The following is a 25029-nucleotide window of genomic DNA, read 5'->3' as shown; positions in this document are numbered from 1 at the left end:
CGACGGCGCGGGCCACTCGGGGCTCATCGCCGGGCGAAGTCGTCCCGGCTCGCGCGAATGAACTCGGCGAACGACAACGGTGCGTGCCCGATGGCATCCGCCACGGCTTGCGGGTCCGACTGCCGCGTGGGCGCCGCTCCCCCGGACGCGGCGAAGCGTTCGGCGACAGCTGAGATATGTTGGGCCATAGCGGGATTGATCACGCCGGTGTCGCTCCTTGCTTCCAATTCGGCCTGCCATTCGGCCTGTGAGATATAGGCGTACTCGACTGGGCTGCCGATCTCCGCCGCGATCATGTCCGCGATCTCCGCGTGCGAGCGGAGTTCCACGCCCCCCGGATAGCTGATCGTGCCCGCCGGATACCGGTCCGGGTCGAGTAGAGCCGCAACCGCAAGATCAGCCGCGTCCTGCCCGCTGATCCACGGTGCTCGACCGGAACCGAAATTGTTGGCGAACGTGCCGGTAGCGCGGATGGACGAACCGTGCAGCAGCGGGATGTTCTCGTAGAACAGCGCCCCCACCCGCAGCACCACCGGCGCCAAGCCGGCCCAGGACAGCACTTCCTCGGCCATCCACTGCGCTCGGCCCAGCGCGCTCGGACTGTCCGCCATCGACGGGCCCATCGACATCACGACGAAGCGCGGCGCGAGCTGCGCGGCGCGCAGCACCGAGGCCAGGTTCGCCGCCGCGGGCAGCGCGCCGGCTGCGATCGGGTAGGTGAAGTACACGGCATCAACGCCGTCGACCACCTCACCGAGCGTCCGCCTATCCAGCAGATCGCCCACCAGAACCTGCGCTCCCTGCCGGACCAGTAGATCCGTGTGCTCGCCGGTGGAGCGGGCCAGCACGCGGACATGGTGCTCGTGGGCGAGGAGTTGCTCGACGACCTTGGCGCCGGTGCGGCCGTGCCGACCGGTCGCGCCGATGACCAAGGTGGTCGGTCGGGAATCGTTCGATGACGTCATGGGCAAGTCCTTCCTGGGGATAACGCGACCAGACGCTAACCGAGTGACTACTATGATGCAAGCTACTGGCTCGTATCACGGGAGGAGAAGGCATACCGATGCGACGTAAGAGCTTTCAAGGGATGGGCTGCCCGATCGCGGGAGCCCTCGAGCACGTCGGCGACTGGTGGACGCTGCTGATCATGCGAGACGTGCTCGACGGCTATACCCGGTTCGACGAGCTGGAACGCGGCCTCGGCATCGCCCCGACCATGCTCACCAGCCGGCTACGCACCTTGGTCGAGGCCGGACTGGTCGAGCGCGCGCAATACAGCGCGAGTCCACCCCGCTACGAATACCGGCCCACCACAAGCGGTCGAGACCTCGCCGCGGTCATCGTCGCCTTGTACGCCTGGGGCTCGAAACACACGGCAGTGCGCAACAGCCAGGTCACACTCGTCGACCAGGATTCCGGAAGAGAGATCGACCCGGTCTTCGTGGATCGCCACAGTGGCCGCCGGTTGTCGGAGATGAACTCCGCGTTCCTGGCCGGGCCCGAAGCCGATACCTTCATCCGAACACGGCTGGATCCCGAGCTGCGCGCGTCCCGCCGTCGACGCCGACGGGATGCCCACTGAACCGCCGCGATGCGGGTCGGTCAGCGAACCGAGGGCCCACCGGGAATGAGGGCGCACCACTGGATCCGCCGTGTCGCACCCGGCGGGCGTTCGTCAGAACGCGCTGCGGATGAGTCCGCCGTCGACGCGAACCGTCGCTCCGGAGATGTAGCCGGCCTGATCGCCGGCCAGGTAGGCGACCGCCGCCGCGACCTCCTCGGGCCGCCCGAAGCGGTTGATGTCGTTGGGAACCCAGTCCTCGGTCGCCGCCGCTTCGATGTCCGCCCACGTCCCGGTCCAGCCGCGATCGGGCGCTATCGAAGTGACCAGATCCCGCACGGAGTCGACGAGTATCGCGCCAGGTGAGACGACATTCGACGTCACCCCGGTGCCCCCGAGTTCCCGCGCGAGCGAGACCGCCAGGTTGTGACGCGCCGCGAGGGTGGCGTTGTAGTGCGGCTGTTCTTTCATGGGTTGCGATGCCAGACCGCCGCCGATGGTGATCACACGCCCCCATCCCCGCCCGGTCATCGGCTCGACCAAGCGATGGATCATCCGGACGCCGGAGATGACATTGACGTTGTAGATCTGCGCCCAATGATCAGCAGAGGCCTCGCGCCACGCGAGATGGCCGTAGATCCCGACGTTGTTGACCAAGATGTCGATCGGTCCACCAGCCAGTGCGGCGGCGGCGACAGCGTCTGCCCCGGCATCGGTTCCGAGGTCGCCGATCGCGACCTCCGCTCTTCCGCCGGCGGCGAGCACCGCAGCTTCGACGGCTCGGGCGCGGTCGAGGTTTCGGCCGTGGACGACCACCGCCGCGCCTTCAGCGGCCAACATGCGGGCCGCCGCGGCACCGAGCCCGTTGCTCGAACCGGTCACCAACGCCCGCCGACCAGTCAAATTCAGATCCATCTCGCTTCTCCCATCATCATGTCTACGAGTGTGGACTTCATTAAGTCTACACTCGTAGACATGGTCGAACGCCGACGCAGGCAATCCACCCGGTCAGTCCCCGAGGCGCCCGAACACCAGGACGCACCCCGACGTCGCGACGCGACCGTGACGCGCGCGGCGATCCTGGAGTCGGCCATCGCCGCGTTCGCGCGCCACGGATACGACGGCGTCGGGGTACGCGACATCGCCCACGGCGCCGGCGTGACCGCGAAACTGGTCAACCGGTACTTTGGCTCCAAGGAGCAGCTATTCGCCGAAGCAGCGGACGTATCGATGACACCTCGCACCGTGCTACCCGACCGTCCGGACCAGCTGGCTCAACGAATAGCGGCCGGACTGGTCGAACGCACCGCGCCCGGCGCCGCGGAACTCGACCCGTTTCTGCTGGTACTGCGCTCGACGACCGATCCGCGGGCGACGGAGATCCTAGCGGCCGGGATCAGGCGGCACCCGGCGCGAGCACTATCGGATCTGCTCGAGGGCCCGGCGACCGACGAACGAGCCATGCTCGCCCACGCGCTGATCGCCGGGATATACCTCCTGCGAACTGTGCTCGGCGTCGATGAACTGGTCGATGCGGACCCGGCCGAACTGACGCAACGGATCGAGCGAATGCTGACCGCGGTGCTGACCGAACCCGATCCGAAGAAATCGGACGGCACCTGGTGAGCACAGGCCTCGCGCCGGCGGACTCCCCTTGATTTCCGCAAACGCGGACATAAACTCCACATCGTGTCGAATTTACGGATCAGCGAAGCGGCGGCGTTGCTCGGAGTCAGCGATGACACCGTGCGCCGCTGGATCGATCAGGGCAAGCTGACCGCAATCCAGCTCGACAGCGGACGCAAGGGCGTCCGCGGCCGGGAGCTGGCCGAATTCCTCCGCGCCACGGCCGAGACTCCCGAGCCCGGCGTGACCGTCGCCGCGTCGGCGCGCAATCGCCTGCGCGGGATCGTCACTCGGGTGGTGAAGGACACCGTGATGGCCCAGGTCGAGATGCAGGCCGGACCGTTTCGGCTGGTGTCGCTGCTGAGCAGGGAATCGGCCGACGAGCTGGGGCTCGAGGTCGGCAGCATCGCGGTCGCCTCGGTCAAGTCGACGCATGTCGTTGTCGAGATTCCGGAAAGTTGACGAGGACGACGATGATCCGATCACTCAGCGTGCTGGTCGCCGCGGTCGGCGTGGCGGGCTGCGGTTCGGTCCACCCCGCCGAACCCGGCGGGCCGAACACGATCGCCGGCACGGTCACGGTTTTCGCCGCGGCCTCGCTGACCGAGACATTCACCGAGCTCGGCAAGCAGTTCGAGGCCGCACATCCCGGAGTGCGAGTGATGTACAGCTTCGGCGCCAGTTCCGCGCTGGCCGAGCAGATCAACCAGGGCGCGCCCGCCGACGTCTTCGCCTCGGCCGCGCCGAAGAACATGCGGCAGGTCGTGGACATGGGCGAGGTCGCCGGCGCTCCGGCCACGTTCGTGCGCAACCGGCTGGAGATCGCGATACCCGAGGGCAACCCCGGCCATATCACCGGATTGGCGGATTTCGGCAGGACCGAACCGAGGATCGCGCTGTGCGCCGAACAGGTGCCGTGCGGCGCGGCCGCCGCGACGGTATTCCGAGTGGCGGGGATCGCCCCTCGGCCCGATACCCGCGAGACGGACGTGAAAGCGGTCCTGACGAAGGTGAAACTCGGCGAGGTCGACGCGGCGCTGGTCTATCGGACCGACGTACAGGCGGGGGGAGATCAGATCGAGGGCATCGACTTCCCGGAGGCGGACAAGGCGATCAACGACTATCCAATAGCCCCGCTCGCACACGCGCCGAACGCAACGGCGGCTGGCGCGTTCGTCGACTTCATCCGGTCCGAGCGAGCCCGAACGGTATTCGCGACGGCGGGATTCGACACACCGTGACCCGCGCGGCGCGGCGAAGGACAGTCTCGGGGCGACGACCGCTCATTCTGGTGCTACCCGCGGTGTGTGCGCTGGCATTCCTGCTCGTCCCGCTGTTCGGGCTGGCACTGCGAGCGCCGTGGCGGACACTGCCCGACCGACTGTTGACCACCGAAGTCGGTGCGGCGCTGCGGCTTTCGCTGCTGTGCGCGAGTCTGGCAACGGTGGTCTGCCTGCTGTTGGGCGTTCCGCTGGCCTGGCTGCTCGCGCGGGGGGAGATTCCGGGGCGTGGGCTGTTGCGGGCTCTGGTCACCGTGCCGCTGGTGTTGCCGCCGGTGGTGGGCGGTGTCGCCCTGCTCCTCGTACTCGGCAGGCGTGGACTGGTCGGCCGCTATCTGTACGACTGGTTCGGGGTTGCCTTGCCATTCACGACCGCCGGGGTGGTGGTCGCGGAAGCGTTCGTCGCGATGCCTTTTCTGGTGATCTCGGTGGAGGGTGCGCTGCGCGCGGCGGACCCGCGGTTCGAGGAAGCCGCCGCCACGCTCGGCGCGTCACGCTGGCTGACGTTCCGCCGGGTGACGCTGCCGTCCGTATTACCAGGTGTCGTCGCGGGCGGAGTGCTGTGCTGGGCGCGGGCTCTCGGCGAATTCGGCGCGACGATCACCTTCGCCGGCAACTTTCCGGGGAAGACGACCACCATGCCGTTGGCGGTCTACTTGGCGCTGGAGCACGAACCCGACGATGCGATGGTGCTGAGCCTGGTGCTGCTCGCAGTCTCGGTCGCGGTGTTGGTCGCCCTACGCGAGCGTTGGATTCGGGGCGCGGTATGACGCTGGATGCTCATCTGCGGGTCACCCGCGGGCAATTCGATCTCGATGTTCCACTGATCGTGGCGGCGGGCGAGGTGGTCGCGCTACTCGGCCCCAACGGCGCGGGCAAGACCACAGCGCTGCGCACCCTCGCCGGACTGACGCCGCTCACGAGTGGCGCGATCCGGCTCGACGACGACACCTGGGACGAGCCACCGACGCTGTTCCGGCCCGCCGCGGATCGCCGGGTCGGTGTCGTCTTCCAGGATTACCTCCTGTTCGCCCACCTGAGCGCGTTGGACAATGTCGCCTTCGGCCTGCGGGCCCGCGGACACCGCCGCGCCATCGCCCGCGACCGCGCCGCGCACTGGCTGCGCCGCGTCGGCCTCGCCGATCACGCCGCCGCCACACCGCGCGCCCTCTCCGGTGGCCAGGCGCAGCGGGTCGCGCTCGCCAGGGCGCTGGCGACCGACCCCGCGCTGCTGCTGCTCGACGAGCCGCTTGCCGCGCTGGACGCGAGCACGCGCCTGCTCGTCCGGTCGGATCTCGCCCGGCACCTGGCCGACTACCCGGGCCACACCGTACTGGTCACACACGATCCGCTGGATGCGATGGTGCTCGCCGATCGCCTCGTCATCATCGAGGACGGCACGATCATTCAACAAGGACCTCCCGCCGAGGTCGCCCGCCGCCCGCGTTCGAACTATGTCGCGCACCTGGTCGGCCTCAACCTCTATCGCGGTACAGCCCGCGGCACCACCGTCGACCTGGCCGAGGGCGGCGTGCTCACCGTTGCCGAACCGGCGGCGGGCCCGGTCCACGTCGTTTTCCCGCCAACCGCGGTCAGCCTGCACCCCGCGCCCCCGGCGGGCAGCCCGCGCAACGCGTGGCCGGTCACCATCGCCGGTATCGAGCAACACGCCCACACCATCCGGGTTCGCCTCGACGGCATCCCGCCGGTACTCGCCGACGTCACCCCCGCCACCGTCGCCGAGCTCCGACTCGGGCCGGGCAGCGAGCTGTGGGCCGCGGTCAAAGCCACCGAAACCCATACCTACCCGGCATGAAACCCGGGGCGGCCCGTACGGCGACCTCGGCCCTGGACGCCTTGCCCGGCAGAAGGCCCACTGAACGCGGCTCGGCACCGGGGAGGACGCCGGGATGCGCTTGCGCACCGAAACCGAAGCCGATCGACGTATCCGGATCGACCGCGATACCGGCGTGTGACTGGACGTCCGCGAGCGGCTGATCCGCATCACTATTCGCAGCACTTTCCGAGTACGAGACCCGAACGGGTTCCGATTCGGAGTTACAGGAGAGCAATGCTGGAATATCGCCAGCCACGCCAGAATTTCATTCGGTTGACGGATTGAAAAGCCGAACAGGCGCCGATCCGCGATCAGCGCCTGTGGCGAGCAGCATCATTGCTGCGTATGAGCAGCATCATTGCTGCGAAGTGACAGCGTCATCGCTGCGAAATATCCTGGCGCCTAACGCGTTTCACGGCAGGCGCCGGTGAAGCATCAGAGGTAGGCGCCGCAGACGGGCCACGCGCCCGGCCCCTGGGTGGCGAGCACGTTCTCCGCGACGCGGATCTGCTCTTCACGGCTCGCGTTGGACGGGTTGCCCGAGCCGCCGTTGGCCGCCCAGGTACTCTGGGTGAACTGCAGGCCGCCGGAGAAGCCGTTACCGGTATCGGTGCCCCAGTTGCCACTGCTCTCGCACTGCGCGACGGCATCCCAGTTGTGGGCCGACGCGGTGGCGGTGGACAAGCCGAACGGTACGGCGACGAGGGCGCCGAGCGCTGCGGTGAAGCCAAGGACACGAGTGCTGAACTTGCGGTTTTGCGACATGTGATTTCCCGCCTGCGCCCACCGGCTCGACGGGGTGTCCGCCGCGTCCCTGCCCCCAGGAAGGTCGGGGATGCTCGAACCGTGGGGCAGGGTTTCCGGCGTTCAGCGATTCGAGTTCGGCCTCGGCGTAGATCCGAGCCGAGAACGACGTTAGCGGAAAAATCACGACAGATCACGTTCGAATAACGAGCACATAACCTGAATCACTGATCGAGACTATTGCTATTCACGCCGGTCGAAGACAGAAAATTAACTATATCGAATTCCCGTGATAGCTCCGTTATGTGTTCGAGATCACAGGGATATCGGGTTTGCGGATGGTGCAACCGGGTGCGACCACCGCGCATCCGCGACAGGTGTCGGCCGTTCGGCGCCGCCGCCGATCCGGCGAGAACAGACCGCTACCTGTCGCGCGAGCAGCCCGGTGACCAGGCACGCAACGACGAGCTCGTGGTGGGAGCACAGATCGACCGGACGCGTCGTGTCGCTGGGCGAGGAAGGGGTCCCCCCGGGCAATGCCGGGATCCATGACGGCCGACAGACCCGCGCTCGGCGGCGACTACAGCTTGCTCCAACCCGAACCGGCGGTACCGCGGCTGGACTATTTGCCGTGTGCTCGCAGCTGATAAAGCCCTTCGGTTTCGGCGACCACTACACCGTTGGCGTCGGTGACCACCGCCCGCAACGTGAAGTCGGCCTTGCCGTGCTCCGCGGCCTGCTCGCTGATGCGCGCGATGTCCGCTTCCGACAGCGTCGCCGCCGCCCGCACGTCGGTCTTCGCGGGCTTGCGGAAGAAGACGTGCAGGTCCTTCACCAGCGGATAGAACGCCGAGTTGTCGAAGGTGGCGACAGCGATCGCACCACCGAGAATTTCGGCGACGGTGAACAGCACGCCCGCGTACATCACGCCGAAGTGGTTGCCATTGCCCTCGACCGGCACTGTCGTGGCCGCGAATCCGCGCCGCACTTCCACTGCCCGCGCGCCCATCTTGTGCGCGACGGGGATGGCGAACTCCAGCGCCCCGTTGACGATGTCCTCGAACGGAGGAGTCTCGACCTCGCCCATGTCCACAACCGTCCCTTCCCGCCGGAGGTGGCTGACACCTCGTCGTCTCTGCCGCGGCCACCGCGGTGGACCGCGCCGAACTGTATGCCCTCGATACCACGCCGCGACAGCGTTCGCTCCCCGTCGACCAATTCCGGGGCCGATGGGGACCGATCTGTCGTCCAGAGGGGCACGACACGCACCTCGGGCGGCTCGCACTCGGTGTTCTGGACGCCGGACGAGACACCGTCTCACCGGGGCGGCTGGATCGCCGGGGTGAAGGGTTGGTTGATCGTGGTGAAGTATTGGACAAAGGCGGCAATAGCGATGGGTGCGGTAACGAAGAGTTGACCAGCCAGAGTTCCGAGTGCGCCTACGGCAATGATGCCGCCCAGACAGCCGACCGCGGCAGCGGGAATGAATGGTCCGAACATACCGACGATGGTCGCGGCGGCAATGGTGGCACCGGCAATACCACCGAGGACACAGCCGACGATGCCGCCACCGACGCCACCCACTGTGGTGGCGATCGTGGCACCCGTCGCAATCGTCTCCTTCAGCCGGGTGAAGGCCGCGACTTCACGTTCGTACGGCGTTCGCCACAGCGCCTGGTCCTCGAAGGGGAGGGCAACCGGCCGATATACCGCATGCTCGAGATCGAATTGCGGTCTGAGCGTTGCGGTTCGACCCTCGATCTCGGCGGCGATCGGGAAAATGAAATCGTCGACGCGGAACTCCAGTGGGGTTCCCGCGAGAACGACGCCGGTGGCCGCTGCGACTTCGAACACCCCGTTCTCGACCTTCATCGAACCCGAATCGATATGGACGACCACGTTCTCTTCGGATGTGGTGGCGGTGTAATTGACGATGCCGTTCTCGGTGGCCGGTGGGGCGGCGTCGGCGGTTCCGGCCGTGACACCGGCAATGGCGACCGCGAGCGTCGTTGCTGTGGCGATTTTGCGCAGAAACATGTTCTGGGAACCCTACTCAGTCGTTCGGACGGTGTGATTACGCGGCGATTCAGCTATCGGAGAACGCGGGAACCGACGGGCTCAGTTCTCCGGGAGTTGTGCGTTGACGGGCGCCCGGTCGAAATCGGAGGAGGAGAAGGCGGCGACAGACCGGTCGTGCCCTGGTGAACCGGCAGCCGAACCCAGCGCTACGGTGCCGCCGAACAAGGCGGCGGCAGCGGCGCCGACGAGCAGCCAGCGCAGACCGGCGAGGGTGCGGCGAAGCATAGTATCCATGGTGAAACCTCCTGCGGAAGTGATGATCTCGAAGACGATCACCACCATCGCAGGAGTTGACTTAACCCAGCCTGAAGCCGCCTGAAATCCGTTTCAGGAACTGTCTGCCGCGCTCGCGCGCCGCGGGCGTCGGCCGGCCGACATCACGAGGCCGGGACCAACTCTTGGGTGATGGCGTCGACGAAGTCGACGAGGTCGCCCGGGTTGCGCGAGGTGATCAGCGTCCAACCGTCTTCCGGCGACTGCACACTCGCTTCGTCGACCCACGCTCCCCCAGCGTTGGTGATGTCGGTGCGCAGTGAGTAGTACGAGGTCAGCGTCTTGCCCGGCAGCACGCCCGCGTCCACGAGCAGCCACGGACCGTGGCAGATCGCGGCGATCGGCTTGCCCGCGTCCACGAACTGCCTGGCCAGTTCGACGGCACGCTCGGTCACTCGCAGCCGATCGGCATTCACCGTGCCGCCGGGCACGACCAATATGTCGAAATCGTTTCCCGAGACCTCATCGAGTGACGAATCCGGTGGCACGACAGTGTCTTTGTCCACGTCACGTCGGACCGTCTGGACCGGGTCCGGCTTCGGCGCGGCGTGGGTGACCTGTGCGCCTCGCTTACGGAGTTCGTCGCGTGGCATCAGCAGTTCGTCCCGTTCCACCCCCGCATTCGAGGTGATGATCAGGACCCGCGCACTGTTCAGCTGATCGGGCATGAGCAACTCCTTTGCGATCGGGGTGTCCTCCCCCGGTCATGCCGCGAACGGGACCGGTTAAACCCGACCGAACCGGAATCATGCCGCGACGTCACCCGGGCACCGGTCAAAGCCCCTGGATGCCGGTCCCCGCAGTCACCTTCCCGCCGACGGAGGCAACAACGTGGCCGACAGGTGCTCTTGGGCCAGACGACGTAGGGCTGACAGCAGAGTGTCGCCGAGGATGGTGCCCACGATGGCGGTTTCGGTCATGCGTTCCAGGCCCGATTCCTTGCCGACCAGGGCGAGGTCGGTCGCGGCGATGGCTTCACAAGCAGTGGCGTAATAGTCCATCGCGGCGACCACGTCGGAGTGGCCGAGCAGGCGTAGCGCGGCACAGACCTCGACGAGGGTGCCGCGGGCGGGACTGGTTTCGTCGATGTGCCAGCCCCGTTGGCTCAGCAGCTGCGCGACGTCCTCGGCAGCGGTCTCGCGCTGTTGGTCACCGACCGGTGATCGGCGCCCGCCCAAGGCGTACAACACGTGGCCGATCGTGTCGCGCGCGGACGCGCTGTCGCCATCCAGCACCGCGAGCAGCTCCTTGGCCGCCCCCACCGACAGGCCGCCGATATCCACCAGCGCACGGATCAGTCGCAGGCGGCTGACGTGATCGCCGCCGTATTCGGCCTGGTTGTGGTGGGTTCGCACACCAGGGGGCAGCAGGCCCTCGCGAACGTAGAACTTGATCGTCGCGACAGGGATGCCGCTGGCACGGCTGAGTTCGGCGATCCGCATCGGACTCCTCGACATCGGTCCACGTATTGATCGGTCCACGTATTGACAGTGGGAAGTACAGCTATCAATACTACTACTGATAGTACAACTATCGATACTTTAAGTACCTAAAGTATCCGCGGCACCGTCGCCCCCGGCGCACGATCCTGTTCGCACCGCTCGGCGTCCCGGTCAACCCGGCGCATCCGATCCACCCGGCACCACGTCCGGAATCCGACCGTCCCACGGAGGCATGATGGAAACCCTTATCGTTCTGCTGACCACACTGCTCGCCCTGCGTGCGACCGGCGCGCTCGGCGCACGCCGATTCGCGGTATGGCGCACCTGTGGCGCCTACGCCCTGGGCGTGATGCTGATCATGACCGGCGCAACGCATTTCCTCCCCGAAGCGTTCGCCGACTCCCCCGCACCCACCCACTCGGATTTCATGCCGATGGTGCCGCCGTTCGTCCCGCTCCCCAGCCTGATGATCTATCTGACCGGCGTCCTGGAACTACTCGGCGCGATAGGCATGTTCCCGGCGCGCACTCGTCGACCGGCGGGGCTCGGCCTCACCGTGTTGTTCCTGGCGATGCTGCCCGCCAACATCTACATCGCCGTCGCCGACGTCTCGTTCAACGACGCACCAGCCACCCCGTTGTGGGTGCGGATTCCCGAGCAGATGGTGTACATCGGCGTCGCGCTATGGGCGGCCGGGGTACTGCGGTTCCCGCGAAAAGGCAGCCCCGAGCCGTCCGACCGAGCAGCGATCGACTCCGAAGGAGCGGCATTTCGGCGCTGACGTGCTCGGGTCGCGGTTTGGCGGGCGTTAGCGGTCTCGAGTACCGCACCGAACCCGCAGCCGGCATTCCCCGCACTGCCACACGGTGCCGATCAGCCGGTCGGTCAGTCACATACGGCGCCATGCGATGCCGAGCCCACCAGCTTCGAATACTTGGCGAGCACGCCACGGGTGTAGCGGGCCGGCAAGGGTTTCCAGCCTTGTGCGCGCTGCGCGAGTTCCTCGGCGTCGACCAGAAGGTCGAGGGTGCCCGCGCCGACATCGAGCCGGATCCGGTCGCCGTCGCGCACAAACGCGATGGGGCCGCCGTCGACCGCTTCCGGGGCGACATGGCCGACGCACAGGCCCGTCGTGCCACCCGAGAAACGGCCGTCGGTGAGCAGGAGGACATCCTTGCCCAACGCGGCGCCCTTGATGGCCGCGGTGATCGCCAGCATCTCGCGCATCCCCGGACCGCCCTTCGGTCCCTCGTATCGGATGACCACTACGTCCCCCGCCGAGATGGTGCCGTCCTCGAGCGCGTCCATCGCCGGCCGCTCGCGATCGAAAACCCGTGCGGTACCGACGAACACATCGGAGTCGAATCCCGCCGACTTGACAACGGCGCCGCCGGGCGCGAGCGACCCCGTGAGAATGGTGATACCGCCGGTCGGGTGGATCGGCGACCCCATCGCCCGAACCACCTTGCCATCAGGATCCGGCGGGGCGATATCGGCCAGGTTCTCCGCGACGGTGCGCCCCGTCACCGTCAGACACTCGCCGTGCAGGAGCCCGGCATCGAGCAGCGCCTTCATCATCACCGGCACGCCGCCGATCCGATCCACATCGGTCATCACATGTCGGCCGAAGGGCTTGACGTCGGCGAGATGCGGCACCCGGCGACCGACCCTGGCGAAATCGTCCAGCGACAGCTCGACGTTCGCCTCGTGCGCGATCGCCAGCAGGTGCAGAACGGCATTGGTGGAACCCCCGAATGCCATCACCACCGCGATGGCGTTCTCGAAAGCCTCCTTGGTGAGAATGTCCGAGGTCGTGATCCCGCGCCGGATCAACGTCAGGACGGCCGCACCGCTGCGCCTGGCATAACCGTCCCGGCGTCGGTCGGTCGCGGGCGGCGCCGCGCTGCCGGGCAACGACATGCCCATCGCCTCGGCGGCGCTGGCCATGGTGTTGGCGGTATACATCCCGCCGCAGGCGCCTTCGCCAGGACAGATGGCCCGTTCGATGGCATCCACGTCGGCGCGGCTCATCAGGCCGCGTGAGCAGGCTCCGACCGCCTCGAACGCGTCGATGATGGTCACCTCGCGCTCGCTGCCGTCGGACAGTTTCGCAACCCCGGGCAGGATCGAACCTGCGTAGAGGAACACACTCGCCAGGTTCAACCTGGCCGCCGCCATCAACATCCCGGGCAGCGACTTGTCGCACCCCGCGAGCAGCACCGAGCCGTCCAGACGCTCCGCCTGCATCACCGTCTCGACGCTGTCGGCGATCACCTCGCGTGACACCAAGGAGAAGTGCATCCCCTCATGGCCCATGGATATGCCGTCGGACACCGAGATGGTGCCGAACTGCAGGGGATAGCCGCCGCTCGCGAACACGCCGTCCTTGCACGCCCTGGCGAGCCGGTCCAGCGACAGATTGCACGGGGTGATCTCGTTCCAGGAGGACGCGACCCCGATCTGCGCCTTCTCCCAATCGTCGTCTCCCATGCCGACCGCACGCAGCATCCCGCGGGCAGCGGTCTTCTCCAAGCCGTCGGTGACGTCGCGGCTGCGGGGCTTGAGGTCGGCGACATTCGGATCATTGGCCACGGCTGCTCATCATTCCTGCTCGCGCCGGATTATGGCGCCGACCACGCCGATCGCCGACCCGCGTTCCGACAGCGCCGGACTCGGTCGGCCGGAGCCGAAGGGTCCGTTCGCCCTGACGCGCTACACCGGACGCCTGCCCGGACGCGCTCCCGGCCGTGGGACGAGATGGGCCGTGGACGAGGACGCCGAAAGTATCGGCCACACCATGCCGCGTGCAGTCCACCGCACGAGGTGCTGACGGCCCGAGGTGCAGAGGCGATCATTTGCCGGTACAACGGAATCGTGTGGGCTTCACAGTGTTTGGCCGCGTTCGTCAGTGTCGTCACGGCCTGTGCGGCGGTGTCCGGCCTGTCCGCTCGCCCTGCCGCGGCCGCCCCGACGGACGCGCACTTGGTCGACGAGATACCCCTGGGCGGCTCCGCGTCGCGGATGGATGTCTACTCGCCTTCGATGGATCGCGTCGTGAGCAACAGGGTGATCAGAGCCGCTGGCGGCCGAGCGCCCACGTTGTATCTGCTCACCGGTATCGGTGGTGGCGTGGACGGGATCTCGTGGTGGGACGACACGGATGTCCGAGAGTTCTTCGCCGACAAGGATGTCAATGTCGTGATGCCGGTCGGAGGCGCCTACAGCCTCTACACCGACTGGCTCACCGACGACCCGGTGGTCGGCCGCAACCGGTGGCAGACCTATCTCACCCGAGAACTCCCAGCAGTCCTCGATACTCGGCTCGACACCACGCGGCGGAAAGGGATCGCGGGAGTCTCGATGAGTGCGGCCTCGGCGGTCGACCTCGCCATCCAGGCGCCCGATGTGTACAGCGCCGTCGCGGCATACAGCGGCTGCCCCTGGGCGTCGGATCCCGTCGGTGTGGCGATGACCAGCGCCCAGGTGATACGCGGCGGAGCCAACCCCGCGAACATGTGGGGCGACCCTGGCGAAGGGATCTGGCAGGCGCACGACGCCTTCGCCAATGCGGCCGCCCTTGCGGGGAAGACCATCTATCTCTCCGCTGCTTCCGGCGCCCCCGGCGCGATTGATCGAGGTGGACTCCCCTTCCCTCCGATCGAGGCGATCGCGAGCACGTGCACCGCGGCCTTCGCGGATCGGCTCACCGAACTCGGCCTGCCCGCGATTCATGTCAACCGCCCGGAGGGATCGCACACCTGGGGTCAGTTCGAAACGGATCTGCACGACTCCTGGCCGCATCTGGCTCACGCGCTCGGAGTGTGAACCACGCTCCTGCCGACCGGAATCGGGCGCTGTCGGTACACCATGTGAACCACGGCGGGCGCGGAACTCGACCACAGCCGTCGACCGGTGAGCTTCTGCACCGTGACGTCGAGCCCGTCGGCCGGCCGGGTCACGGCCTCGAGCATGCTGATACCCGGCCGGGAAGTCTCCGCTCCGCGGCCGGATATCAGCTGATCTCACGCCATCTCGGGCACCCGGAGGTGCGCGAATGCCAGGTCGAATTCCGCTATCTCGAGCACTGCGGCTCCTGCTCGTCTGGTCGCCGCGGTTCTGAGCCGATCCGTCATCGCACGGGTGTTGTCCATCGCCTCGCGGTTTGCCAGGACGGTCGAGCCGACCCCCCGGCCGGTTGCCCGGTCGACGAACAGACTGGAGCTGCAGAATCCCTCCAGATTCTCGACCTCCGGCAGCACTGTCGCCTTGTACGTGTCGATCATCTGATCGACCTCGCTCGGGTCGATCTGCACCCACGTGCACCGAGTGCACGCGCCGTCGCCGGCCGGGTGATCGCGGTGCACGACCGCGATTTCCCATTCTTCGACCAGTTGGACCATGCCTTCGAGCGATTGGGCGAGGCCGTCACGAAGTGATCGGACCCGCTCTCTACTGGCCTGTACCGCTGCCTCGGATTCCCACGCGGTCGTGGCTATGCACCGTCCTGATGCCCGGTCGGCCAACAACGACAGGCCAACCCACCCCTCGATCTGGGGCAAGTTCGACATCACTTCATCGCGGAGGTACGCGACGCCGCTGTCGATCGACGACGGCTGGGCCGCAATTGTGCTTGAACGTGCGTACACGGGCCACCTCCTACCCTGGTCAGGGCGGCGCCCCGGTGGCGCCACCGGACATACTCACCTTCCTCCACCCTCGGCGTGCGCGCAATCGTGGCGGAATTCGGGCCGGTGGCGACCGGTCCTCCTCGAAATTGTTCATTCAATTACCCGACGATCGCGGTATCGACGGCTCCGGCGCGACGGCGAAACGGCTCACGGCTGCTCGGTCGATTTGATCAGCAGATTCTCCAGACTGGCGGTCTGATCGGAGTACGTTCGCACACCGATGACCGCGACGAACTCGCGATCACCGGCCCGACGTTGCAAAGAGTTCCAATAGTTGGCGAGAAACCAACCCGCTCCAGCGGTGCCACGCGGGCCCAATCCCGCGCAAAATATCCAATATCGATCGGGGTGCAGATCCGGGCTCGGTCGTACTCGTGCGATGATGCCGATATTGCGACTGTCATTCGAGTCGTACCGGCTGCCATCGGTCAGCTCGAGGTGCTCCACATAGGCGCCGTCCTCGACCGGGTCGACGTGGATGGTGAATAGTGGGTGCGCGACACTCGCGAGATATAAATGCGTGCAGTCGTTGCCGCTCAGTCCGAAACTGATGTACGGGCGGTCGCACCGTCCGACGATGCCGCGGTCGCTCTGGAATGCGGTCGGAATACCGGTGTGGCGTTGCAGCAGGGAGAACACATACAGCAGTCCGCGAATATCATTTTCCGCCAGCATCACCGGGACGCCGGGGTGATGTCGAGAAGCGAATTCCCCCTCCTGCTTACCGAAGATGCGCTCACGGGGAATTCCGGCCGCGCGGAGCGCGTCGAGGGATCGTCCGGTCAGTTCGAAGGTCGGGTACACCAGAGTCGCGCCGCCGTCGACCATCTCGGCTCCGAGGAACGCCTCGAGTTCGATGTCGGTGACCGGAAGGCCGGTATCGTGCGCTCGAGTGCCATGCGGAGCGGAGTCGGCCATCTGAAACAATCCTTCGATCGTCCAGCCCGGAAACATCTTGGCGAGCACCCGGCAGTGATAGTCCCGCGGAAGCCCGATCATTCGGCCGGAAAGCCACTGGTAGTACTGTGCCTTCGCCGGCCCATGCCCCGGCGGGATCGGCGGGTCGAGTTGCGCCGCGCACCTGTCGTATGCGGCCAAAAATTCCGGATGACTCTTGAGATGCCGCTCCGCCAGCAGCATCTTCAGCACTGTCGCCAACGAAAACCCCCTTGCCCCTCCAACCTCCGTCCATCGTGTGGCGGAGATTCTGCGCTGTTCGGTTGACCAGCGACGCGACTGGGCCGACGGCCGGCAAACCCGTCGACGGCCCAGTCACCTCAGCCGTCAGATATAGGTGAAGGAGAGCCCGTTACTCACTCCCCCCGCGGTGGTGACGGTGATCGACACGGTCCCCGTCCCAGCAGGTGCGACCGCCGTGATCTGCAGAGCGGAATCGACCGTGAACGAGGTTGCCGCTGTGGCACCGAAACTCACCGCAGTAGCGCCCGTCAGGTTCGTCCCGGTCAACACAACCGGCGTGCCACCCAACGCCAATCCCACATTCGGCACCGCGACCACCAGGGTAGGAACCCCGATGTACGTGAACGCCACACCATTACTCGTACCACCCGGACCTGTCACAGTCACCTGCACAGTCCCTGTCCCGGCAGGCGCAACAGCCGCAATCTGAGTATCCGACAAAACAGTGAACGACGTCGCCGCAACAGCGCCGAAAGTCACCGCCGTAGCACCCGACAAACCCGTCCCGGTCAACACAACCGGCGTACCACCCGCCGCCAAACCCACATTCGGAGTCACCGTCGTCAGCGTCGGCACGCCGGCATAGGTGTAGGCGACGCCGTTGCTACTGCCGCCCGTGCCGGTCACCGTCACCTGCACGGTCCCCGTTCCGGCAGGCGCGACAGCCGTGATCTGCGTTGCGGAATCGATGGTGAAAACGGTCGCGGTGTTACCGAACTTCACGGTGAGCGGATCGGTGAACCCGGTACCGGTGATAGTGACACTGTTCCCGCCCGACGCGGGGCCAGAGGTCGGGGAGATGGACGTGATCGTAGGGATCACGACATAAATGAAGGGGACCGCACCGCTGACGCCGCCCGGACCGGTGACGGTGACCGGCACGATCCCTGTTCCCGCAGGACTGACAGCCGTGATCTGCGTATCCGAGTCGACGATGAACGAAGTCGCCGCCGCACTACCGAAACTGATCGCGGTGGCTCCCGTCAGACCTGTCCCCGTGAGGGTGACCACCGTCCCGCCCGCAGTGGAGCCTTGGTTGGGACTGATGTTGTTCAATGCGGGAACCGCGAGAAAGGTGTAGGGAAGCCCATTACTGGTGCCGCCGGAGTTGGTGACGGTGACCTGCACCGCACCGGGCAAGCCGGCGGGGGCGACCGCGGTGATCTGTGTCGCGGAGTCGAGGGTGAAGGTGGTTGCGGTGGCGCCGAACTTCACGGTCGCGGGACCGGTGAACCCGGTCCCGGTAATCGTGACACCGGTACCCCCAGTGGTCGGACCCGAGGTTGGTGAGAGGGAGGTGATGGTAGGCATGGTGGTGCGTCCTTGGTTGATGCGGTGATAATTCCTCTGCACCGGGGGGTGCCCGACTCGCTCAGTGGCCCGGCACTTTCCATTAAGCCCCCTGGACCGGGACCTGGGCAATGAAAACTCGATCCGTTTTCGTCCGTTTTCGGAATGTTGTCCCGCACCGATGACGATTCGAGGCAAGCGGGTCGACAAGTGCGTTACCGCAGTATGACTTTCGTCAATGCGAAGACGCAGACGGAGCGACCGTTCCGAGGCCGGTCGATGACATTGATGACCGCAAATGCGAGCAGCGACCACCTGGAGGTTTCTTATCGCATACTCGAGCACCGAGACGGGCGTATTCGTGCACATCAACCCGCTCGACTCGGCGCTCGAAAATGAAATTGTGCCCGGGTATCCAGCTCGGGAATCGTCCTCGGGTCAGAGGTACAGCTCGGGCGGGTCCTCGAATTCGAAGCCGGCTTGGCGTGCACGCCGCACCATTTTCCGGTCCCACTCACGATGTGCCCGTAGCGCCATTCGGAACTCACCCATCTGCTCGGACATCTGCTGAGTCTGCGAAATAGCGAGGTCGCTCAGTACCTTCGCGGCATCGGCCTTCGTCTTCGTCATGTGGGCGTCGACATCGCCCCGTTTGAACCACGCCGTGACGACCGCCGACAACACCGAGGAGCCGGCGATGAGCACGAGCGCCGAGAACACCGACGACTGCTGGAAGGCGTTCATGGTGCCTCCTCCCTCAACTTCACTTCGTGCAGCCGCTTAACGTCCTGCCATACCTGCCTGCGCTTCCACAGGAACGCCACACCCAGCGCAATGGGCAATGGCCCGCCGAGAACCGTCGTCGGACTCAGGGTGCTGTGCTGGATTTGCAGTAACAGCAACTGTGCACCGTAGGCGACCAGCGACCAGCCGAGCGCGCCCAAACCGATCTGCTCGATCAGGTAACCCCAGACCTGCGCCGAGAACACACCGACAAGCGTCGCCACACAACCGACCAGCATCAGCACGAGCCACAGCATGCGGAATCCCGAGGACAGCGTCGCCGTGGCGGAACCCGATGGCGGGCCGAAGAAACACTGCAGCAGCGCCGAGCTGCCGAAGACAGCGCACAGCACCACCTCGAATGGATCGTGGCGTACCGTCCCCCCCGGGCGTTTCATGCGATTTCACCGCTTCCCGGAGGCGCCGGGCTCACCCTGCCGCGCGCGGACTCCACTGCCGGAAGCCCCAGTGCGGCCGCGAGGACGGCCAGGATGAAGTCCGACAGGTCGGACGAGATAATCCCTTTGGTGACCTGGTATCCGATCAGCGCTGCCAGCACCGGATACAGCAGGGTGCGCACCGGCTCACTGCGCAAGGTCGTGAACACTTTTTTCATCGGATTCCCCTTTTCTCAGCTCTGCGGGTCGTGCAGAGGCTTGTCGATGCCATCGGCGGTCACCGTGGCCAGCGTCTGGCGCGGCGTCCAATAGACGCGGCCCTGATCGAATTCTTGATAGGTACCGGTGTCCCACGGGATTTCGTCGGATACCGGCCAGCCGAGCACACCGTTCTCGGACCCACTGCGATTCCAGCGATCGCGGATCGCGCCGTGCACCCAGTAGGCGCCCTTGCCGTCACGCCGATACAGTGCGCCGCCTTGGAAGCCCTGCACCTCGCCCCACGGCTGCCCGTCGGGTCCGTTCAGCACGGCACGGTCGGTGACCGGGTATCCGAGCGGTCCGGCCTCCCACCTCAATTCCTCGAACCTGCCCCACAATGTGGCCGGGATCGGGTGCGCGCCGATCGAAGGATGCCAGTAGATATAGCCGTGCTCGAATCGGGCGAATCGGCCGGCGCCATCAGGAGTGCTGAGTTCGCCATCGGTGATTCGGCGACCGAGCCACGAATTCGCCGCGTAGGCGTCGTCGATCGCGTTCGGCGGCGGTCCTTGCGGTGTACCGGCCGCGTATTCCCGCACATAGCGCAGGAACCGGGGCCAGGGAAAGTTGTAGCCGACGTCGGTGTGGTTGCCGATACCGAGGCATTCGGTCACGTATTTGTGATCGCTGATCCCGTCCCGCCGTTGGTAAGGCGGCACGATGACATCGGTGGCGAACCCGTATTTCTTCGCATCCTGCACGGCCAGCCAGGCGGCGATCCGGATATCCCGGTCGATCTGCGCCCAGTCGTCGGGCCCCCAGCCGGCCCGACTTCCGGCGAAACACAGGTTGATCGTGTACGAATTCGCGTCGAGCACCGACCAACTCGCAAGATCGGTATCCACGACATCGCATACGATGCCGTCGCGCACTGTGTAGTGGTAACTGGCTCCGTGGCCGGGATCGTTGAGATAGTTCGCCAGGCTCTCCGCGGTGCCATTTCCCTCCTGTGTGTGCAGCAGGAAGTTGGTGATCCGTGCGCCGTGCCGCGACGAGGCCGAATTCCCCATGCGGTCGAGTTCTCTGTACTCCGGTGCCGTCATCTTCTTCTTTCCTTCCACTGTGAGCCATCGGCCTTCGCCTGTGTGCGCGTCGTCGATCTCGATCGTTTCGAGCAGGAAGACACCGTTCGGCGGCTGCTGCGACAATCGGTGGCCACTTCCGCTGCACGACTCGGCCGTGCACCGCCGATCTCTTCCGCGCCATGCGCCCGACTCGGATGACAAGTCGCATGCGCACATTGCCGCCGACAGGACCTCGGCCGGCCGGGTGTCGCCGTCCTTCGCCCGGCAACTCGATTACCGACGGCGGCCAGGTCGACCGGCGGTGGGAGCCATCGACGACCTGTGTTCCTCAGTCGGCGGCGAGCCGAAGTCACTGTGCCGCACGTTCGTACGCACCGATGGCTTGCCTGCGATCGGCACCGCGCCGATGCCGTGGCGGAACTCGTGTCGAGGTCGCTCTACCGTCCCGTCGCAGTGCCGCGTGGTCTTTCGATGCCTTCGGGGGCCCGCATCGGCGGCGCGAGACCCGCGACCGGCGGCGCACAGACGACAGCGCGCACGGTGTCGACGGTGTTTTCGCGGTCGGCGGACTCGACGAGCGCCCGGCAGGTTCTTCCAGGGTTCGCTGTCGGTGTCGTTGACCTGCGGGCGATCCCGATCGCCGCGACTCTGGTGGCCCACGAGTTCGGTGCGAGGGAGGTATGGGTAGGCATATGGCTACCTCCTTGTTGCCGTGACGAGATATTCCTCTACACCGGGGGGTGCCCCGACTCCAGTGATGGCCCGGCTACTTCCATTAACACCCTGGATCGACACTCGGGCAATGGTTTTCCGATCCGTTTTCGTCCGTTTTCGGATTATTGCGGGAAATTTTCGGTATCTATGCCTGGAGCAAGGAAAATCCAGGCGTTGCCGCAGTGCGGTTTTCGGCGACGAGGCGTAGTCGTCGGTCAGCGGCCGTAGGGCGCCGACGGCCGTAGCCTTCGAGACCGTCGGCGGGTGGCGACTCGCCGGTCTATGTCTTGCCGTGGACGGCGCGGCTGGACACGGATCACTGTTGCACGCCAGCACAGTGATCGCCATTGGCCGGCAAGGCCGGCTGCCGCACGAGCACATCCGCCCCGGCGGCCACCGACTCTCCTTCTCGGTGCAGCGACCGCGCAACACCCTGCTCGGCACAGGGCAGCAGCCCCTGACCTGTTCGTGGACCGATCGGCGGATGAGTGCCGACGCAGCCAGCCGCCCGGTTGCGCTCCCCTCCCCGATCGTGTCGGCACTCGGCGCGCCGGGTCATCACCATTCACCGTGTCGACCAGGGACCGGGCGGCAGTACAACCCTCCGCATCCGCATCCGCAACCTCTACCTACCGACGACACTCGCTGACAGCCCGGTGAATGGCGCCGCGTTCGAACCCGGAGCCACGTCCGGTCTCAGGTCGAGAACATGCAGCTTTGGTAGCTTGTGCTCAGATATGCACTGCTGTGCGGATTCACGTAGTGGGAATCCCCCCGGCCATCGGGGCCTGTGTACAACCTGACCGTGGCGTTCGTTTGGTTATCCACCGCACCCTTCCCGATCTCGATATTAAAGGTCCGGTAATCTTCCGGATTGTCGATCCGGTCGGAGTATCCCGAGCCGTTTTGGTAGGAGAACGTCCCGAAGGCCATGTCCTCACCTCTTTCGTGAGACAAGCAGTCAAACGCCACTCGAATCTGTAACTTGTCGCCGCAGTGTACGCGCGACAGTGGCCCAGTGGGCAGAACAGGCAATTTACCGGCTATCAGATACCTACGCAGTTGGAACCCCTCCATCGTGAGAAAGAAGCCGAATCCGATATCGATCAGCAAATCGAGGCGGAGCTGGGCGCGAGGACTATGATCAACTTTCGTCGATCCCCGACTACCCGAACCGCAGGAACGCATTGCATCATCGACAGCGAGATTCGAACTCGAGCGCGTAGGTATGGATTCGCAAGGGCACAGCCGACTCTCGGAATTTCCACTGGAACTGCGCGAAACCCAATGTCGCCGAACGGTCGCGGAATGCGGCGGGTCGACCCGAACAATTCCGATGGAATCGAAGTCCGGAATTATAGAACCGCGAGATGATCTGGGCCGCAATCAGATACCCAGATCGAGTCGGTGTCGTCACCGACCTGCCGCATCGCCTGCACCGACGTCCGTCCGGCCGCCTCGGTCGACGCTGCGGGCCGGTGCACTCGACACCGCCGCACCCGCGGCGACCGCTGCGCCGGTAGGTGTCCCCCGGTGGCCGCGCGAACGATTGGCAGAGCATTGATAGATAAATGAGCGACGCTAGACACTCAGGTCGACCGGAACCCCCGCCCGCCCGAGCTCCAACCACGGATCCCACCTGGGGTCAGCTCGGGGTCACCTCGTCGGCGGCGCGAAAATGCCGCCGGAGCGGCGTCGGGTCACGCTGGCGGGCTCCCCCGCGACGCAGGTGTCACGACATGATGAGTCGCGTCACCGGGTCGGTCCACGGCACGATCGCGGCGGCCGCCGTGACCCGATCGAAAGCGAATTCACAGCAAGTACACGGGCGATTCTGGTGAATTGCACGGCGTAGGGCGATGTCCTGAACGAGTGCTGATCAGCAAGCAGCGCCCAGACGAGTCCGGCCCGGGGAGGTCAAGCCCATGCATTCTGCCACTACCCCGAGCATGCCACGCCTCGAACTGCCCGGACCCGCCGAGCCCTTGGCGTCTTGGGCGACTCGGCGTGGATCGCGGACGATCAACGCCGACGCGGTGGCCATCGAAACCGACACGGTGACCGGGTCGACCGCATTCGTCGTCGCCGACGGTGTCGGGGATCATCTGCTGGCTGCCAGGGCCGCACGCACAGTCGCGTCGGTAGCGGCGCGAGTCGGTGCACGCCACGGCGCCCGGGCGGGGATTCGCGCGGCGCGCCAGGAATTGCTGCGCGAGGTTCCGGAGCCATCGGCCGACAGCGTGCTCGTGGTCGCGGCGCTGCCGGCCGCCGGTCGCCCGGATGGGCCCTGTGAGGTGGCATGGGTCGGCGACTGTCGCGCCTACCGGTGGAATGGGCGAGTGCTGCACCAGATCACCACAGACCACACGCTCGCCGAGATGTGGCGAGCCCGCGGGCTCGTCCCTTCGGCACGAATGGAAAACATCGTCACCACCTCGGCGCGCACCGTGCGGCCGACCGGTATCGGCTACGCCGCGACCGGATCGAGCACCGGCAGGCTGCTGCTGAGCACCGACGGTGTGCACAAGCGACTCGGCATCGCCGGGATCAAAGCCTTACTCGCGAACGGCGACACCGCAGCAGCTATCGCGAACGCCCTGGTGGACACCGCCCTGCAGGTCGGAGGAACCGACAACACCACTGCCCTGGTCGTGGACCTCACGTCCTGCGGTCTCGCGGCGCCGGACGCTCCCGACGAACGCGGTTAGCGGCCCGTCAGGTCCGTCTGGAGGAACCGAATCGCTGTGCCGGCGACGCCGACCCCGGAGCCGGTCGATCCACTGCCGGACGATTGTCGGCGGAAATACGGCCGTGGTCGGTCCCGCAACCTCCGGTACCGGCCGGCGATCGCCGAGCTATCTGTCCGCACGTGCGTGCTGGAGCGAGTTTGCATCCGATGCGATCGGCGGCGAAAGTAGAACTAGCGCGAAGAACAGCGACGTTCGCGTAGCGCCTGGTCAGCAGGGATATACCGATGAGGTGGTTTCGCTGGCTCCTACCGGTGGTTGTGATCGGGACCGACAACACACGTGCACAACGCGCAGTCGAATCCCGCCGTCTTTCTCGAGCGACAGCAAGCTCAGGAGGTGCCCGTAGCGATCACAGAACACAACACGCCCGCACGGCGGACCATCGCGAACTCGATCGAGAATCTCGCCGACAACTCGCCGCCACAAGATGACGGCCCTCTTCCGTATGGCGAGTCGATGCGGTATCCGCGGGTACCCGACGAAGCGCCCGAGTGTCGCCTACGTGCTGGTGACACTCGAACCGCCACCTTGAACCGTGCCCCCACAGACTAAGGAGCAAAGATGTCCACCCTCCACTTCAAGGAGAAGACGAATTCGACGCCCGAGCAGTTTGTCGCAGCGCTCACCGACTTCGGGCCGGGCCGCTCGAAGCTGTTCGGCAACAGCGCCGACAAATTCCTCGAGGTGCACAACCGAGGTCCTGGTCAGGCCGACGTGACCGAAGGGTCGCACGGCATCTGGGAACGCCTGCACTACGATTGGTCGGACCCCAACCGCGTCGTCATGACGACGACCGACTCCAATGTGTGGGGCGGCCACTCCGGCCATACCTACACCTTCACGCCCCGGCCGGACGGGACGACCGAAGTGGATGTCGTCGTGGTACGCGAGGGCAAGAATCTCACCGGACGCGCACTCGAAGTCGTGGTAGGGACCGTCGGCAAGCGCACCTTGGAAAACGCGTTCCGAAAGACCGTCAAAGCCGTCGAATCCCGAGGAAACGACGGCGGCTGACCGCTATCCGGCGAGCTGTTCGACCGCATCGTCCGGTAGCCATGACAATTCACCCAGCGACCGG

Annotated in this window: 27 protein-coding genes; 10 read left to right on the top strand and 17 right to left on the bottom strand. The window is 66.0% G+C overall.

Features of this window, described 5'->3' with window-relative positions; translation table 11 throughout:
• Positions 1-23: 23 nt before the first annotated feature.
• Positions 24-965 carry an NAD(P)H-binding protein gene (locus tag AB0B25_RS17660; RefSeq protein ID WP_357180207.1) on the bottom strand — a complete coding sequence of 314 codons (942 nt, stop codon included), beginning with the start codon at positions 963-965 and terminating at the stop codon, positions 24-26.
• Positions 966-1063: 98 nt separating this feature from the next.
• Here AB0B25_RS17660 and AB0B25_RS17655 point away from each other — a divergent pair, with 98 nt between their 5' ends.
• Positions 1064-1582, top strand: coding sequence for a helix-turn-helix domain-containing protein (locus AB0B25_RS17655; RefSeq protein ID WP_357180204.1), 519 nt, complete (start codon positions 1064-1066; stop codon positions 1580-1582).
• Positions 1583-1675: 93 nt separating this feature from the next.
• Here the strand turns inward: AB0B25_RS17655 and AB0B25_RS17650 are convergent, their stop codons facing one another.
• Entirely contained in the window at positions 1676-2476 is an 801-nt protein-coding gene (locus tag AB0B25_RS17650; protein WP_357180201.1) for an SDR family NAD(P)-dependent oxidoreductase, read from the bottom strand.
• Between the two features lie 60 nt (positions 2477-2536).
• Between AB0B25_RS17650 and AB0B25_RS17645 the strand changes: the two genes are divergently transcribed.
• The 5 genes from AB0B25_RS17645 (at position 2537) to AB0B25_RS17625 (ending at position 6283) form a co-directional block, all read left to right on the top strand.
• Positions 2537-3187 (top strand): TetR family transcriptional regulator, encoded by a 651-nt coding sequence (locus AB0B25_RS17645; protein WP_357180199.1) that lies wholly within the window; start codon positions 2537-2539, stop codon positions 3185-3187.
• 63 nt (positions 3188-3250) lie between these two features.
• Complete coding sequence (locus AB0B25_RS17640) at positions 3251-3649, top strand: TOBE domain-containing protein (RefSeq protein ID WP_357180196.1); 399 nt, start codon at positions 3251-3253, stop codon at positions 3647-3649.
• An 11-nt stretch (positions 3650-3660) separates the two neighbouring features.
• Positions 3661-4428 (top strand): molybdate ABC transporter substrate-binding protein, encoded by a 768-nt coding sequence (gene modA / locus AB0B25_RS17635; protein ID WP_357180193.1) that lies wholly within the window; start codon positions 3661-3663, stop codon positions 4426-4428.
• On the top strand, positions 4425-5237 hold the full coding sequence (modB, locus tag AB0B25_RS17630; protein ID WP_357180190.1) for a molybdate ABC transporter permease subunit: 813 nt from the start codon (positions 4425-4427) through the stop codon (positions 5235-5237). Before modA ends, modB begins: the two co-directional genes overlap by 4 nt.
• Positions 5234-6283, top strand: coding sequence for an ABC transporter ATP-binding protein (locus AB0B25_RS17625; protein WP_357180188.1), 1050 nt, complete (start codon positions 5234-5236; stop codon positions 6281-6283). The genes modB and AB0B25_RS17625 overlap by 4 nt, the downstream gene beginning before the upstream one ends.
• Positions 6284-6739: 456 nt before the next feature.
• Here the strand turns inward: AB0B25_RS17625 and AB0B25_RS17620 are convergent, their stop codons facing one another.
• From AB0B25_RS17620 to AB0B25_RS17595, 6 genes are all read right to left on the bottom strand, one after another.
• Positions 6740-7069: a transglycosylase family protein gene (locus tag AB0B25_RS17620; RefSeq protein WP_357066576.1), complete on the bottom strand. Its 330-nt coding sequence runs from the start codon at positions 7067-7069 to the stop codon at positions 6740-6742.
• A gap of 601 nt (positions 7070-7670) precedes the next feature.
• Positions 7671-8135 (bottom strand): YiiD C-terminal domain-containing protein, encoded by a 465-nt coding sequence (locus AB0B25_RS17615; RefSeq protein WP_357180186.1) that lies wholly within the window; start codon positions 8133-8135, stop codon positions 7671-7673.
• A 230-nt stretch (positions 8136-8365) separates the two neighbouring features.
• Positions 8366-9085: a hypothetical protein gene (locus AB0B25_RS17610; protein ID WP_357180183.1), complete on the bottom strand. Its 720-nt coding sequence runs from the start codon at positions 9083-9085 to the stop codon at positions 8366-8368.
• 81 nt (positions 9086-9166) lie between these two features.
• Positions 9167-9361, bottom strand: coding sequence for a hypothetical protein (locus AB0B25_RS17605; RefSeq protein ID WP_357180181.1), 195 nt, complete (start codon positions 9359-9361; stop codon positions 9167-9169).
• Positions 9362-9504: 143 nt separating this feature from the next.
• Positions 9505-10068, bottom strand: coding sequence for a type 1 glutamine amidotransferase domain-containing protein (locus AB0B25_RS17600; protein ID WP_357180178.1), 564 nt, complete (start codon positions 10066-10068; stop codon positions 9505-9507).
• Between the two features lie 135 nt (positions 10069-10203).
• A complete protein-coding gene (locus AB0B25_RS17595) occupies positions 10204-10842 on the bottom strand; it encodes a MerR family transcriptional regulator (protein WP_357180176.1) in 639 nt (212 codons plus the stop codon).
• Between the two features lie 232 nt (positions 10843-11074).
• On the opposite strand from AB0B25_RS17595, the gene AB0B25_RS17590 reads away from it, so the two are divergent.
• A complete protein-coding gene (locus AB0B25_RS17590) occupies positions 11075-11623 on the top strand; it encodes a hypothetical protein (protein WP_357180173.1) in 549 nt (182 codons plus the stop codon).
• A gap of 104 nt (positions 11624-11727) precedes the next feature.
• On the opposite strand, the gene ilvD is transcribed toward AB0B25_RS17590, so the two are convergent.
• Positions 11728-13434, bottom strand: a complete 1707-nt coding sequence (gene ilvD / locus AB0B25_RS17585) for a dihydroxy-acid dehydratase (RefSeq protein WP_357180170.1) — start codon at positions 13432-13434, stop codon at positions 11728-11730.
• A gap of 282 nt (positions 13435-13716) precedes the next feature.
• On the opposite strand from ilvD, the gene AB0B25_RS17580 reads away from it, so the two are divergent.
• On the top strand, positions 13717-14667 hold the full coding sequence (locus AB0B25_RS17580; protein WP_357180167.1) for an alpha/beta hydrolase family protein: 951 nt from the start codon (positions 13717-13719) through the stop codon (positions 14665-14667).
• Positions 14668-14864: 197 nt separating this feature from the next.
• On the opposite strand, the gene AB0B25_RS17575 is transcribed toward AB0B25_RS17580, so the two are convergent.
• The 8 genes from AB0B25_RS17575 to AB0B25_RS17540 all read right to left on the bottom strand — a co-directional run bounded on the left by AB0B25_RS17575 (position 14865) and on the right by AB0B25_RS17540 (position 22134).
• The gene (locus tag AB0B25_RS17575) at positions 14865-15488 is read right to left on the bottom strand and encodes a hypothetical protein (RefSeq protein ID WP_357180164.1); all 624 of its coding nucleotides are present in this window, start codon (positions 15486-15488) and stop codon (positions 14865-14867) included.
• A 189-nt stretch (positions 15489-15677) separates the two neighbouring features.
• Positions 15678-16688, bottom strand: a complete 1011-nt coding sequence (locus tag AB0B25_RS17570; protein WP_357180161.1) for a hypothetical protein — start codon at positions 16686-16688, stop codon at positions 15678-15680.
• Positions 16689-16814: 126 nt separating this feature from the next.
• Positions 16815-18041, bottom strand: a complete 1227-nt coding sequence (locus tag AB0B25_RS17565) for an IPT/TIG domain-containing protein (protein ID WP_357180158.1) — start codon at positions 18039-18041, stop codon at positions 16815-16817.
• 417 nt (positions 18042-18458) lie between these two features.
• Positions 18459-18764 carry a hypothetical protein gene (locus tag AB0B25_RS17560; RefSeq protein WP_357066554.1) on the bottom strand — a complete coding sequence of 102 codons (306 nt, stop codon included), beginning with the start codon at positions 18762-18764 and terminating at the stop codon, positions 18459-18461.
• Complete coding sequence (locus tag AB0B25_RS17555) at positions 18761-19201, bottom strand: hypothetical protein (RefSeq protein ID WP_357180156.1); 441 nt, start codon at positions 19199-19201, stop codon at positions 18761-18763. The genes AB0B25_RS17560 and AB0B25_RS17555 overlap by 4 nt, the downstream gene beginning before the upstream one ends.
• Positions 19198-19419, bottom strand: coding sequence for a hypothetical protein (locus tag AB0B25_RS17550; RefSeq protein WP_357180153.1), 222 nt, complete (start codon positions 19417-19419; stop codon positions 19198-19200). Before AB0B25_RS17550 ends, AB0B25_RS17555 begins: the two co-directional genes overlap by 4 nt.
• Positions 19420-19434: 15 nt before the next feature.
• The gene (locus AB0B25_RS17545; protein WP_357180150.1) at positions 19435-20610 is read right to left on the bottom strand and encodes an N-acetylmuramoyl-L-alanine amidase; all 1176 of its coding nucleotides are present in this window, start codon (positions 20608-20610) and stop codon (positions 19435-19437) included.
• A 1287-nt stretch (positions 20611-21897) separates the two neighbouring features.
• Entirely contained in the window at positions 21898-22134 is a 237-nt protein-coding gene (locus AB0B25_RS17540; RefSeq protein ID WP_357180147.1) for a hypothetical protein, read from the bottom strand.
• A gap of 992 nt (positions 22135-23126) precedes the next feature.
• Here AB0B25_RS17540 and AB0B25_RS17535 point away from each other — a divergent pair.
• Positions 23127-23909: a serine/threonine protein phosphatase gene (locus tag AB0B25_RS17535; RefSeq protein WP_357180144.1), complete on the top strand. Its 783-nt coding sequence runs from the start codon at positions 23127-23129 to the stop codon at positions 23907-23909.
• Positions 23910-24512: 603 nt separating this feature from the next.
• Positions 24513-24965, top strand: a complete 453-nt coding sequence (locus AB0B25_RS17530) for a hypothetical protein (protein WP_357180141.1) — start codon at positions 24513-24515, stop codon at positions 24963-24965.
• Positions 24966-25029 lie beyond the last annotated feature (64 nt).

Origin of the sequence: Nocardia sp. NPDC049190 (assembly GCF_040648115.1) — a bacterium.
Lineage (GTDB): Bacteria > Actinomycetota > Actinomycetes > Mycobacteriales > Mycobacteriaceae > Nocardia.
The sequence above is the reverse complement of the archived record's forward strand: the minus strand, read 5'-3'. Positions and strand labels throughout refer to the sequence as shown.